At 38.0% G+C, this 13,741-nt stretch carries 14 protein-coding genes; 2 read left to right on the forward strand and 12 right to left on the reverse strand.

Features of this window, described 5'->3' with window-relative positions; all coding sequences use genetic code 11:
* Positions 1 to 106 precede the first annotated feature (106 nt).
* The 8 genes from BELBA_RS03600 to BELBA_RS03635 form a co-directional block, all read right to left on the reverse strand.
* Positions 107 to 817 (reverse strand): Spy/CpxP family protein refolding chaperone, encoded by a 711-nt coding sequence (locus BELBA_RS03600; RefSeq protein ID WP_014771392.1) that lies wholly within the window; start codon positions 815 to 817, stop codon positions 107 to 109.
* 15 nt (positions 818 to 832) lie between these two features.
* Positions 833 to 1,159 (reverse strand): hypothetical protein, encoded by a 327-nt coding sequence (locus BELBA_RS03605; RefSeq protein WP_014771393.1) that lies wholly within the window; start codon positions 1,157 to 1,159, stop codon positions 833 to 835.
* Positions 1,143 to 1,634 (reverse strand): RNA polymerase sigma factor, encoded by a 492-nt coding sequence (locus BELBA_RS03610; protein WP_014771394.1) that lies wholly within the window; start codon positions 1,632 to 1,634, stop codon positions 1,143 to 1,145. Before BELBA_RS03610 ends, BELBA_RS03605 begins: the two co-directional genes overlap by 17 nt.
* A gap of 304 nt (positions 1,635 to 1,938) precedes the next feature.
* A complete protein-coding gene (locus BELBA_RS03615) occupies positions 1,939 to 2,685 on the reverse strand; it encodes a ThuA domain-containing protein (RefSeq protein ID WP_014771395.1) in 747 nt (248 codons plus the stop codon).
* A 167-nt stretch (positions 2,686 to 2,852) separates the two neighbouring features.
* The gene (locus BELBA_RS03620) at positions 2,853 to 3,611 is read right to left on the reverse strand and encodes a M15 family metallopeptidase (protein ID WP_014771396.1); all 759 of its coding nucleotides are present in this window, start codon (positions 3,609 to 3,611) and stop codon (positions 2,853 to 2,855) included.
* Positions 3,612 to 3,613: 2 nt separating this feature from the next.
* Entirely contained in the window at positions 3,614 to 4,372 is a 759-nt protein-coding gene (locus tag BELBA_RS03625) for an SDR family NAD(P)-dependent oxidoreductase (RefSeq protein WP_014771397.1), read from the reverse strand.
* A gap of 19 nt (positions 4,373 to 4,391) precedes the next feature.
* Positions 4,392 to 5,918 (reverse strand): alpha,alpha-trehalase TreF, encoded by a 1,527-nt coding sequence (treF, locus tag BELBA_RS03630; RefSeq protein ID WP_014771398.1) that lies wholly within the window; start codon positions 5,916 to 5,918, stop codon positions 4,392 to 4,394.
* On the reverse strand, positions 5,915 to 7,153 hold the full coding sequence (locus BELBA_RS03635) for an MFS transporter (RefSeq protein WP_014771399.1): 1,239 nt from the start codon (positions 7,151 to 7,153) through the stop codon (positions 5,915 to 5,917). Before BELBA_RS03635 ends, treF begins: the two co-directional genes overlap by 4 nt.
* A gap of 146 nt (positions 7,154 to 7,299) precedes the next feature.
* On the opposite strand from BELBA_RS03635, the gene BELBA_RS03640 reads away from it, so the two are divergent.
* Positions 7,300 to 7,947: a SprT-like domain-containing protein gene (locus BELBA_RS03640; RefSeq protein ID WP_014771400.1), complete on the forward strand. Its 648-nt coding sequence runs from the start codon at positions 7,300 to 7,302 to the stop codon at positions 7,945 to 7,947.
* Here the strand turns inward: BELBA_RS03640 and scpB are convergent.
* The 4 genes from scpB to BELBA_RS03655 all read right to left on the reverse strand — a co-directional run bounded on the left by scpB (position 7,944) and on the right by BELBA_RS03655 (position 12,562).
* Positions 7,944 to 8,504, reverse strand: a complete 561-nt coding sequence (gene scpB, locus BELBA_RS03645; RefSeq protein WP_014771401.1) for an SMC-Scp complex subunit ScpB — start codon at positions 8,502 to 8,504, stop codon at positions 7,944 to 7,946. The two genes, BELBA_RS03640 and scpB, sit on opposite strands and share 4 nt — an antisense overlap.
* A 1-nt stretch (position 8,505) precedes the next feature.
* Entirely contained in the window at positions 8,506 to 8,889 is a 384-nt protein-coding gene (locus BELBA_RS03650; RefSeq protein ID WP_014771402.1) for a TraR/DksA family transcriptional regulator, read from the reverse strand.
* A gap of 112 nt (positions 8,890 to 9,001) precedes the next feature.
* Complete coding sequence (locus tag BELBA_RS19820) at positions 9,002 to 9,157, reverse strand: hypothetical protein (protein WP_014771403.1); 156 nt, start codon at positions 9,155 to 9,157, stop codon at positions 9,002 to 9,004.
* A 66-nt stretch (positions 9,158 to 9,223) separates the two neighbouring features.
* Positions 9,224 to 12,562, reverse strand: a complete 3,339-nt coding sequence (locus BELBA_RS03655; RefSeq protein ID WP_014771404.1) for a lamin tail domain-containing protein — start codon at positions 12,560 to 12,562, stop codon at positions 9,224 to 9,226.
* Between the two features lie 189 nt (positions 12,563 to 12,751).
* Between BELBA_RS03655 and BELBA_RS03660 the strand changes: the two genes are divergently transcribed.
* Positions 12,752 to 13,741, forward strand: coding sequence for an aspartate-semialdehyde dehydrogenase (locus BELBA_RS03660; RefSeq protein WP_014771405.1), 990 nt, complete (start codon positions 12,752 to 12,754; stop codon positions 13,739 to 13,741).

The following is a 13,741-nucleotide window of genomic DNA, read 5'->3' on the forward strand; positions in this document are numbered from 1 at the left end:
TATTAGTCAAATCTTAAAATAAAACCTACTTGAAAAAATCAAAACATTAAAAACATAATGAAAAAAGCCCTTCAAACTTACTCTGTATGAAGGGCTTTATTAATTCTTACTTCTCTAAATCAGGGTTATTATCCTTTTTCAAGGTGATAATAATTACACCATTTTCGCCCTTTACGCCATAGGTATTGACTGCGGCTGCATCTTTTAGAACAGTAATGCTATCGATATCATCTGGCTTGATATCCTCAAAGCCCTTTAAAATGATATCCTTTCCATCTTGTTTGAGAATATATAGCGGTTGTTTATCTCCTGACAAGGTACTTTTTCCTGTCAATTTGATAGATGTGCTTTTGGTATCACTTGATCCAACTACTACGGTAGAATTATTGGCATTTCCTCTCGTGGTAACTACAAAAGGACTTACTGTTTTGGAATAATTTGCTAAAGTTTTTGCTTGATCCTCACTTAGCTCTGCTCGTATCGCCAACAAATTGCTAAACTGCTTCTTCTTCAATTGGTTTTCAAGATTTAGGATCTTGTCCATTTGCTTGATTGCAGCATCTGTATTGATCTTTGGTTCTTGCAGTATTTTTTTCAGCTTTTCATTCTCTGCATCCAAATCCCATCTCAGTGTGCTGAATTCACCAGCGTTTTTGCCGTGAATCGTTTTGATTTTTTCGGCTTGTTGATCAGTCAAGGAAATCGTCTCTCTGTTTTTCATGATCAATTCAGCTGGAAACAAAGTTCCTTGAAATAAATCCTGACCTTGCACCATGCCGGCCAAGAGCAATAAATAAACTGTGAATAATTTTTTCATGATCGTATAATTGGTTTAGTAAGTATCTAATAATGATGCTGTAGGCGATTCCCAAACATCCATGGACGCTGCTTGCTCGATGACGAATTTTTGTTCCTGATTTTCCCCCTCCACCAAGGAAATGATAATCAAATCTTGATATAGTGGCACTTCTTTTTCCTCCTGATTCCATATCCAAAATCCTAACAATACAGAAGCAGCGATCCCTAAAGGAAGAAGTTTCCAAATCCTAGAAGGAGTTCTTTTTTTATAAGCAGGAATAGCGATTTCGCTATCTTGATGCTTGAGCTCTGCAAAAAACATTTCAAGCTCCTTGTCATTGATATCATCTTGTAGCTTCATAAGTCTGTTTTATTAGGATGAGTTCTTTCAATTTTTTCTTTCCCCTATCATAATGAGTCCGTGCTGTTCCTATGCTGACTTCCATTACTTCTGCGGCTTTTTCCAGAGTCATTTGATGGTAAAAGACCAACAGTAAAACCTCTTTTTGCCGTTCTGGGAGTAATTGAATCAGATCTTCATGCGAGGCTGTCTCAGGGATTCTTTCTTCTTCTACCAAATCAAAATCGGCGTGTAGTGGTACCACTTTCTGATTTTTTCGCAACCATTCTAGTGCTGTAAACCTGATGACAGAAAACAACCAAGTTTTGATTTTTGATTCAGAATTGTATTTCGCCTTTTCCTCCCATATCTTCAGATACACCTGTTGAAGCACATCTTTGGCAAGCTCATCATCAAAACCACAACATTGCCGAGACCAGAGATAAGCCTCGCGATGAAGTTCTTTGAAGATTTGATTGAGTAGTTCTTGCTTCATTTACATTACTTAGTGTCTAAAAATACATAATATATGACAGGGTGTTGAAAAAAAGGATGATGGAGAAGAGCGGAAGGAGGAAATAAGATTTGAGACTTCAGACGTAAGATACAAGAAGCGAGAACTAAGACTAATAAAAGACAAAATTAACAGTTCAATGCTCAACAGAGACTTGCCTTACTTGGTTCAACTCGTCCGCCACGGCGGATTGTACTTTGTACTTCGTACCCCTTTCCTCTTTTTTCTTTTTCCTTTCCGCCCTTTGCCCCTTCGCGTCCTTAGCGAGATCATCCTTTATTTTCCCTCACTCCACAGGATATCCCTTCGCAGCCCACCAAATGCCTCCAAGGATGTGTTTCATAAAGTTGTCATCTTGAAAAGCCCAATCTGTATGGCCTAAGGCAGTGTAAAACATGCGACCACCGTCATATTCATTGGTCCAAGAAATAGGATGAAAATCTCCCATGCCGTCTTTTGCATCATACGTTCTTTCATCAGCGGTGATTAGGACATTCACATCTTCGTTGAAGTTTTTGAAGGCGTAAATTTCATCCGACCAAACCCAACTTTCAGGAAGATGGTAAGTCGCAGGGTGATTTCTATCGACTACATTGAGTTTGAGTGTTTGCTGATGGGGATGGTTGAGAAACTGTGCCCCGATCAATTTAGTGTACCAGTCCCATTCGTATTCTGTATCTGTTGCACTATGAATACCTACTATGCCCTTCCCGCTTTGGACAAATTTCTCAATACTTTTTTTCTGCTCCGAGTTGAAAATCGTCCCAGTCGTACTCATCAAAATGATCACATCAAAACTTGCTAGATTTTTGTCAGTAATAAAATCTTCATCTTCCGTCGTGTAAATCTGGAAAACATTATCCCTAGCCAATTTCTTCAAAGCCACTACCCCATCAGGAATGGATTGATGACGGAATCCCTTCGTCTTGCTAAACACCAGAGCTTTGAATTGATTCTGAGAAAAGCTTTCCGCACTTATAATCATCATCAGAAATAAGGCTAGAAAAGGGATGATAACGTTTTTCAATTTCATAATTGGCTTGGTTAAAATTTAAGATTGTAGATTGTAGATTTAGATTCTCGCAAAGGTTGCCAAGGTGCTGAGGGCACTAAGATTTGAATTGTTTTTTAACAAAGTGTCCATATATGTTCATCCGTGATAAATTAAAATCTGTGAAATCTGCGGAATCCGCGTGAGACCTACTTTACTATCTCAAATCGCTCTGCAGCTTCTTTCCTCGAAAAAGCATTAAAATGCCACCATTCAGAACCGATGCCGGTGAAACCTCCATGCTTCATGACTTTCCTGAGAATCTCTCTGTTTGATATATGTTCTTGTGTGATTTTTCCTTCTTTGAGCATTTGACTTTCTCTGTCGGGGTAAGCAGGATAGCCAAAATAATCATAACTCGTTCCCATCTCCAAAGCCTCTCCTGATTCCTGAAAAGCCAATGTCAAATCCACGGCAACACCAAAATTATGTAATCCCCCAACTTTCGGATCAGCAACATAAAGTGGCTTGATGCTGTCAGGTTTATCCAAATTATCCCAAAGTATTTGCTGAACAGATTGTGGTCGTACACCATCATAGATCAAAAAAGTCAATTCAGGATGTTCCTTTTTAAGAATTTCGAAGGATTTAAGCAGCATTTTAGCTACCTCAGGTTGGATATAGCAGCGTGTCAACTCTCCATAAACATCTTGACCAAAAAAATTATCTGTGGTAGAATATTTCAAATCCACATAAACCTCAGGAATGATTGTCTCGATATCTATCAATCCGGCATCAATCAGGCCTTGCTCAAGTTCACCAATAAATTCATCCTCGGACAGAACAATTTCTTCTGATTGCTCAAATATTTCTTCAACTTCAACCTCTGTTTGAACTTGCTTTGTTTCGCAGGAAGCCAAGGAAATGATCAAAAGAAAGAGAAGATATTTATTCAGTTTCTGAGTCATATTTATAGGTTTTTGTTCACTATCGTCGCTGATGCTTGAGCTGTTGGGAGCATTACAATATCTGCTAAAACCACATGTTTTGGTCTGCTCACAGCAAATGCAATGGTATCTGCAATATCTTCAGGAAGCAAAGGCTCAAAACCTTGATATACTTTATCCGACCTCTCAGCATCACCTTTAAATCTGACTATTGAAAATTCAGTTTTTACCAAACCAGGATGAACACCTATCACTTTGATTCCATAAGGATTTAAATCCATGCGCATCCCGTTGGTGATGGCATCTACAGCATGCTTGGAACCGCAATAGACATTTCCATTAGGATAGACTTCTTTGCCAGCGATAGATCCAACATTGACAATGATGCCTGATTTTCTGGCAATCATAATGGGCATCACTTCGTGAGATACATAAAGTAAACCTTTGACATTGATATCCATCATAGCATCCCAATCCTCCAAAGAACCTGATTGTATTGGATCTAGGCCGTGGGCATTCCCTGCGTTATTGACCAAGACATCTATGCTTTTCCAATTTTCAGGTAACCCAGAAATGGCAGAATGCACAGCCTCTTTGTCTCTAACATCGAAGCAAAGTGGTAAAAAATCTATTCCCTCAGGCAATTCTTCTTTCAAAGAATCCAATCTCTCCTTTCTTCTTCCCGTAGCGATGATATGATAGCCAATTTGAGCCAATGCAATCGCTGTTGCTTTTCCGATTCCTGAAGTAGCCCCTGTGATAAGTGCTATTTTTCTTTCCATAATTTCTAAAACCAATTCTTTATTTAGCGTTCTCCTTTAGCCAAGCTTTCATCGCCAGATAAACTCCGTTTGTCCAACCAAAGCCATCTTGCACAGAATATTCTCCTCCTCCAGCTTCCAAGGTTAGATCTTCCACATTATATTTTTCCATCATCTTACCGGTCCGCTCAAAAACAGACTCGTTGAGTTTTGTCCATCTTTCTGCAAGTGTTCTAGCCATATCCTCCCTACCATAGTTCAACATCGCCTGAAATCCAATCCACTGCAAAGGTGCCCAGCCATTGGGCGCATCCCATTGCTGTCCTGAATTGATCTCTGTAGTGACAAGTCCGCCAGCTTTCAGGAAGTGTTTTTCTACATAATCCAATACCCGATCTGCTTGAACAGGTTCTGCGATTTTTGCCCAAAGTGGATAAAGCATTGCTAAAGATGGTCTATCGACTTTTTCTTTGAATTTAATATGAAAATCAAGGAAAATCCCTCTCTCCTCTTCCCAACAATACCTATCAATTCCTTCGATTCTATTTTTTCTAAAATTTTTCATGCGGGTGATGACTTGCTCATCTTCACCATACAGCTCCATAGAATCTATAATAATTCTTTCTGTCTCCGCAATCAACACATTCAAATCCACAGGAACCAGAGCGATCGTTTGGACACTTTTAAGATCCATAGGATCGTACAGCCACCTAGAACTGAAATCCCATCCTGACTCGCATGCGGCTCTGAGGTTGCGATAGAGTTTTTCGGGATAACGCCTGCTCTGATCAGAAAGCTCTACATCCTCTACGTAAGATTCAGCTCTTGGTGTATTTTCATCATCCCAATACCTATTCAAGGCAGTGTCATCATCCATTCTGACAACTCTTTTGTAATATTTTCCTGGTAATGGAATTTCTGTTTCTCCTTCTATCCAGTATAAATATTCTACCCAAATTTCAGTCAAATAATCTTTAATGACCTCCTTATCGCCTTTTACTTCAGCCAAGAGTTCAACCATTTTAGAGAAAAATGGCGGCTGAGACCTTGAAAGAAAATAGGTTCTATTCCCGTTGGGAATATGACCAACTGTCCGAATAAGGTGGGCGAAATTTTCTACCATATCTTCAATTAAATCCACTCTTCCAGAGGCTTTTAGCCCGAGCATGGTAAAATAACTGTCCCAATAATATATCTCTTGAAATCTTCCTCCTGGAACAATGTAAGGTTGTGGCAGCGGAATCAGGCTCGAGCCTTCCACTTCCTCATCGGCATCCCTAGTTAGAAAATCCCATTGAAGTTTTAGCCTTCCTTCTAGAGTAATCCCCTCAGGAAATTGCATTTCTTTGTTGTCACTTTCCTCAGGAAGAATAAAATTCTCTTCGATAAAAGTTCTTAAATCAAAGTCCTTACTTTTTAAGGCTTTATAAAAATCACTTAAAATATCGTATGCTTCTCTTTTTGGAATACAATCCACAAAAGTTTTGGAGTCAGGGAAAACCCCACTCATTTGCACAACCTCAAAAAGTGCTAAATATAAATCTTCTGGCTGTTCGTAAAATTTCATGCGGCTTGTTTTCTTACTTGTCTAAAGAGCAAAACCAGCACCAGACAAAGTGCTGCGATAGGTAATAAGGAGAAATAAAATGCATTAGTTCCTCCATAAGACTCAAATATATGTCCTGTCACTATCGATCCCGTCGTCCCGCCCAATGCGGAGAAAACAACAATCAAACCTGACATAGAACTTTGCATATATTTTGGAAGGGCACTTAGCACAACGGAATTGATCGTGGGATAAATTGGCGCTAGGAAAACTCCTAAAATCGGGAAAAGATAAACAACAAAAGGTGCATTGAACCAAGTAATCGTTTCAGTAAGTTCTGGCTGATTATTGGTCAAGGGCAAAGTTAAAATCACACAAACGCCAACCAAAATGGTACACGTTAAGGTGAAAGTGAGCCATTGAATTTTCCGAAGAATAATTCCTGCCAATAACCTTCCCACAGCCAGTGCTCCTGCTAAAACAGCGCCAGCTTGAATTCCCATACTTGCTGGGACTTGTAGCACATCCTGATAGAATGTAGGCGTCCAAGTCATAAAACTCTGCTCGATCAACACAAATAGAAATGCTGATGCGGCAAATACCAACACCAAGGGCTTGATTACCAATTTGAGCATTTCCATAAAATCTTCCGAGGCCTTTGAATCTTCTCTCCTTGATTCTGATTCATTGATCTGGGCAAAATATAAAAGCAAGGCCGCCATTAGTGTCATGGCTCCCAGATACCAGTAAATATTCAGCCAAGTACTCGAATTTGGGTTGGCATCATCAACAAACAAGCTGAAGAAGACATTTCCCAAAAGAACTCCGACCATAAAGAACCCTTCTATTGAGCTCATCAAGCTGCTGTGTTCCTTGGTACTGTTCGTCACCAATCCGATAGTAGCGAAAACAGACACTTTGATCACAGCAAATGAAATTCCTACCACAGCGAAGAGCAACTTGAAATACCAAAACTCATCCGCCACCATCGGCATCATAAAACAAAGTCCGGCCACAGCAAAAAGGGCAATCAACATCCCTTTTCTGATTCCTAACTTTGGAAGAAAAGAAGCTACAATAAATGAAAAGATTGCAATAGGCAAATCTTTGAAGCCTTCAAGAACTGAGGCTTCTGCCTTGCTGACGTCATAAGTTCTCTGAACTTGAAGTATAACTGCTCCGACCGAATTGAGTAAAACGGCAAAAACCATGTAGTTAAAGATCAGCGAAAGCCGAACGAGTAATTTCGAATTCATCTATTTATATCATGTGAAAATCAAATCCAAAAACCAATCCTATCCCTAAGATGTTGATTTAAATTTTAAATTCGTACAACAAAAAAAGAAAATATATAAAAGAGGTAGAATCAAAGCGAAAAGTACAGATTCTTAACAAGTATAATTTGATCTATTCTTATATTCGCCCTGTGAATAGAGATCAGAATTTTTATGAAGCTTTCGAAAAGCATGTGCCTAAAGGAGCCGTAAATTATTGTTTTGACATCTGGAAAGAAGACCCTTTTAATTTCTATATAACAAAGGAAAGAAATACCAAGCTTGGAGACTTTCGCTATAGAAGAGACAAAAAAGTACAAACGATCACAATCAACCACAATTTAAATCCTTATCAATTTCTGATCACATATGTTCACGAAGTAGCCCATTACCGAGCATTTACAAAGTTTGGTCTCAGCATCAAACCCCACGGTTTAGAATGGAAAAAGTATTTTCAGGAATTAATGGAGCCTTTGCTTGATGTGAGTATTTTTCCCAGAGATGTATTAATTCCACTCAAAAGACACATGATGAATCCGAAAGCAAGTTCAGGAGCTGACTTTTTCTTGATGGTAGAGCTGCGCAAATTTGATCGTTCTGAAAAAAGTGATGAATTGCAATATTTACAACAAGTCAAAAAAGGAACACAATTCGAAATCCAAGGCCGCCTCTTTGAAAAATTAGAAACTCGTCGCACTCGCGTTCTTTGTTTAGAAGTTAATTCAGGTAAAAAATACTTGATCTCAAGTCATGCAGAAGTTAAAATCAAAAATTAGTCTTTTGACTCCCCAATTTGATTTTCTTCAGTAGTAAAATCCTTCGGCTGTGGAAGTTCAGAAAGGCTATTGATTCCAAAGTACTCCATGAACTTTTCACTCGTGCCATACAATATGGGTCTGCCTATAGTTTCCGCTTTTCCCCTAATGGTAAGAAGCTCCTTTTCTAATAATTTTTGTATAGAATAATCACAGTTTACTCCTCGGATTTGCTCTACTTCTGTCTTTGTAACAGGCTGTTTATAAGCAATAATAGAAAGTGTCTCCAATTGTGCAGTTGAGAGACGCTTTTGCGATTGTTGCTTGAGCAAAATCGAAATACTACTTTGATATGCTGGCTTGGTTAAAAACTGATATCCACCAGCAATTTGCTCAAATCCAAATGAAAAATCCTCAGCAGCATACTTCAACCGCAAATCTGAAATTGCAGCTAAAATATGCTCTTTTGGTATCTCTGATTCAAACATTTCAGAAAGACACTTTTGAATATCATCTATGCTGATTGGAGAAGGAGAGCAAAAGACCAATGCTTCAATATGTCTATGTAGAAAGTCCAAATTATCTTTTAGCTAATTTTGCTTCAATAGAATGCATTGTGTGAGGAACAGCTTTCAATCTTTCTTTGGCGATTAATTTTCCTGTATCAACACAAACTCCGTAAGTGCCATTCTTAATTCTAACAAGGGCATTTTCCAAATTGATGATGAACTTCTGCTGTCTTGCCGCCAACTGACTCATATTTTCTCTTTCTAGCGTATCAGCACCATCCTCCAAAAGTTTTGAGGTCGAAGCAGTAAAGTCAGTACCACTATCGTTTTTTTTGCTTAGCGTTTCTTTTAATGAATTTAACTCTGCTTTAGCTACACTAAGTTTTTGTAAAATTATTTCTTCAAATTCCTTAAGTTCATCTGGGGAATAAGCTGTTTTTTGGTCTTGACTCATTGGTTAGTAATTTAGTAAAGTTATACTCTTTTTATACCCATCGGGTTTAAAAGTCGCTAAAATACACTTAGGTTTTGGAAATCAAAAATAAAAAAACCGCACAAGGCGGTTTTTAATTCATTGAGAGATTCTGAAGTCTCTTTTCGAGTAGCTTTTCGTCCATTACCAAGCGGTATTTCATCCTGAGGTAGCGCTGGATTACTTTAATCGTTTTTCCTTTCTCTACGAAATAGGTTCTTAATGTTTGAGAGATTATGTCATGGTTCATCTTTAGGTATATTTTGAGGTTCAGGCAGTTAAAATATGAAATAATAAATTGATAATGAAATATTATCTAAAATTTTGTTCCGACAACCACAGTTTTTTTGATTTGACTTACATTTCCCTGCATATCAAAAATGTCAATTGTGATAATATAATAACCAGATCTAACCTTTATATTACTTGAATCTGTTCCATCCCAAGTGTAAAATCCAGATGTACCCCAAATATCATTCTGACACAATTCGCGTATCAGATGACCACTTACTGAGTAGATTCTGATTGTTGCTAAACTGCCGGCTTGATCCATTTTGTATGTAAGCGTAGTGAAATTTTGCTCTCCTGGAGCATCTGGCACAAACACCTTTGGATTGATTTCTATGCCAAACTCTTCTGAGCCTTCAAATAAGTTGGAGTTCTTCAATCCTGGACTCGCAAACCCAACTGAAGCAGATGCAGATTTCCAATTTTCTGGATTTTGAGTTGGCTCGGTAGGAGAGAGTCGTTCAAGTGAAACCCCTCTAACTTCTTTCAATAATCGATGATGCATCTTTTCGGTATAAGAAAAAATATCAACTAGCTCTTCCTCAGGGTCAAGCCAGACAACGTTCCCTGCTGCTTGAGGGTAACTTGGCAGGGAAGAAAGTTCTACAAAGTTGTTGCTATTCCCTTTAGGGTACTCTGATAGAAGTCTGTTGCCATCTGTTGTGAAAACAAAAAAACTTTTCGGAGCTATAATCAAATCATTATTTGCGACAATTCTTCGGTTTGCAATCTCTCCTTCTGAACTTAAATTCGCCAATTTCCAGTCTTTCAAATTGATAAATTTATCTGAGTGGTTGTACACTTCAACAAATTTCGGTCCTCCAGTATTGGCATTGAAAAGTACCTCGTTAATTATAACATCACCTGATTCAGCTGGAGATGGAATGGTAAAATAGGTTTCATTCTCCCCATCTTGAATCAAGTTTCCAACACAATCTCTTAAACCAGTGACACGAATCAAATATTGTAGACCCTCTTGAATGATGCTTTCAAAAGTTACAATCAAACTTTCTTGATTATTTCCTATCCCCACTGATTGAATAACCAAATTCGGATTGATTTCCCAAGAAATATTATCAAAATTGAGACTTAAGCTTTTCGAAAACTCCAGCAAGACCTGATTTGAATGAATCATTTTTGCTGAAAGCAAAACAGGATTCGTCATATCAGGGGTTTCGTCAAATACAGAATTGATTTTTCCTGGTGTCCCACGCTCGGCTGCAATAGCAGTTTTTACATTTCCAGATAAATTACAAGTGATAAATGGATTGACAACTTCCAAGCTATACCCACCCGAAGCAAAAGAACTACCCCCAAAACTTGCAGTCGTATAATTCAAACTGTCAATAACAAACCCTCCGTCATCAAAGAGTTTAATTTGATCTGCAGCATTCAATAAGGTTGGCCAATTAGTCAAACCCATCACCCTCCCGTAATTTGTGAATTGAGAGATTTGTGTTCGTGGACAGAGAATAACATATTCAAGAGGCAAGATTACTTCGTTGGGCAAAGTGGTCGTTCTTCGAGAATTTGCTAATTGAAATCCTCCTAAAGCAATCGGATTATCACTAGGATTGAAAAGCTCTACATATTCCACATTAGGAAGTGAATTTCCAGCTCTTGGAGCAGGCATAATTTCATTGATGATTAGATTTTTGAATGAAAGGCTTTTTGCCGCCTCAAAAGTAAATTGAAAAGAAATTGACTCCATAAAATTCCCCGCCAAATCAGGAATTCCTGAAACTTCAAGAGAATATTCAATTTGATCTTGAAAATCAAGATCCCACTTTAAAAGAATAGAGCTCGAATTTTCTTGAACAATTACGCTCGTTGGGAATTGGTCAGCAATGCTATAATTGTTTGAAATCAATCCAAAAACAGGATCTATGGGTTCCGAAAAAATCACCAAAAGCTCATCTTCTCTAATTCCAACTACTCGGACAATTTCTGGTGGAGTAGCATCCCAAACAAAATCTCTGAACGAGCCATTGAGTAATTTTCCATTAGATGATTTCCTTGGTGGAATACTTAGCGTGTACACGACATTCTCCTCAAAATCAGTAGTGGAATTAAGTAGAAATGATTTTTGGTCGTCTGAATTCTCGATTTCAGAAAAAACAAAATCTGAATCTAAAACAGAAAAATCCTGCCCTTCAAAAGAAGAAAAATCCAAATTTACTGAAGAACTTATATTGATTTGATTTGTATTCACTGCGAAGACAGCTTCAATTTCATCTGTATATAAAAAATTCCGTCTTTGAGGTTCTCCATTTTCTAAATCTAAATTTCTGATCGAATTGACCTCTACATGGACTTCTTGATCTACAACAAGCTCATCATTTAATTCTAAATGAATTGAAAATACATTTTCATCGATTCGAATTTCTAGAGGACTTTTCCCATTTATAGTGAACTTGGAAGTTTGACTAACATCCGCTTCCAAATAAGGTTGGCTAAAGCTCAGTCTCATCTGCTTTGGATTTTCGACTAGAATTTGTCCCAACTGAATCTTTTCATTGTCAATTTCAAAATCAATTTGCTCAGTCAGATCACCTTGCTCAGACCAAATATCTTCTAGGAGAAGCATAATCCTACCTTTTGGAAATGGATCGATAGTTTGAATGTTCACTAACTTTTCTTCTATATGAATGATATTTTCGATTTGTAAACCATCAAGATTAACCTGAGATAATTCAAAACTCCGAACAGCTCTATCAAATTGAATTTGTAACTCGTAAGGGTTCAAAATTAAAACTTGATCAATTCGAATCGGATCTACTTGCTCGGCACCTGGAAAAACACCAAAGTCATCCATCACAAATCTTGCTGCAGAACCTGAACCTGAGCCATACTTGACTTCAATTTTCAAATAAACAAGCTCAGTATAGCTTTCTGGGATTTCCAATTCATATAATTTGAATTCTGAATTTTCATTACTGAATGTTTCATCTTCTCCGACTTGAATAGGGGAAGAATATTGAATTTGATCATTGGAAAAAGATATAAAAACCAAAGCCGAACGATTACCAGCTCCATTTTGAATAGTTTTCGCAAAAAATGCAATTTTGGGATCAACGATGTCGGACAAATTTACTTGTGTGTAAATAACACCATCAAAAGTACTAATCGGCTGAACCGCCAATGCTCTGGAGTTGCTTCTTCCTTCTTGATTGATTTGGAAGATTCTCGCCGAAGTACTTCTAACTTCATTTGCAGACCAAAAAGGTAAAAATTCATCAGGATGATTGACTATCTCAAAGTTGCTTTCAAAATCCTGAACTTGAGCTAATGTTTGGGCAGTTTCAAAAAACCCAAATCTGAGTAGGGAAAAAGCAAGAAAACCCCAAACAAAATAAAGAATTCTCATGAACTAAATTTACAAAATCACTTCTAAAATATTTGGAAATTAAACGTTTAAATCAATTTTATTTCAAAATCCTTAAACAAAATGGCATTTCTTTGATGTTTAACCAATTATCACTGCCAAAGGAGTTCATTTTGAAAATTCTTAACTTACCTTTGCGGTTCAATTTTAACAATTCAAAAACTATTTAAAATGAAACTAGCCGTTGTAGGAGCTACCGGATTGGTAGGCTCAGAAATCCTAGAAGTGCTGGCAGAGCACAATTTCCAATTTGATGAATTACTCTTGGTTGCAAGTGAAAGATCCGCAGGCAAAAAGATGACCTATAAGAGTAAGGAATATACGGTAATTGGACTCAAACAGGCAGTTTCTGAGAAGCCTGACATCGCTATTTTTTCGGCAGGAGGTGACACTTCCAAAGAATGGGCTCCACAATTTGCGGCAGCGGGTACCATTGTCATCGATAATTCATCCGCTTGGAGAATGGATCCCACCAAGAAGCTGGTTGTCCCTGAAATCAACGCCAAAGACCTTCGAATTGATGATAGAATCATCGCTAACCCAAACTGTTCTACCATTCAAATGGTCTTGGCACTTGAGCCTTTGAGAGCAAAATATGGGATCAAAAGAATCGTAGTGTCCACTTATCAGTCTGTAACGGGTACAGGAAAAGCCGCAGTGGATCAAATGATGGCTGAACGCGCTGGAGAAAAAGCAGAAATGGTCTATCCACATAAAATTGACTTGAATGTACTTCCTCATATCGACGTATTCCAGCCAAACGGATACACCAAAGAAGAGATGAAGATGATCAACGAGACCAAGAAAATCTTCAACGATGACAGTATCCAAGTCACGGCAACAACCGTAAGAATCCCAACAATGGGTGGCCACTCTGAAGCTGTCAATGTGGAGTTCCACAAAGATTTTGACTTGGAGGAAGTGAAAAATCTTCTTACTGCAGCTCCAGGCATAATTGTACAAGATGATCCGGCTAACAATGTGTATCCAATGCCATTGACAGCACACAAAAAAGATGAAGTATTTGTAGGAAGATTGAGAAGAGATGAATCCCAAGCAAATACATTGAATATGTGGATTGTAGCAGACAACTTAAGAAAGGGTGCTGCTACCAATGCCGTGCAAATCGCAGAATACTTAGTAGAACACAACTTGGTATAA

Source organism: Belliella baltica DSM 15883 (genome assembly GCF_000265405.1).
Classification (GTDB): Bacteria; Bacteroidota; Bacteroidia; order Cytophagales; family Cyclobacteriaceae; genus Belliella; species Belliella baltica.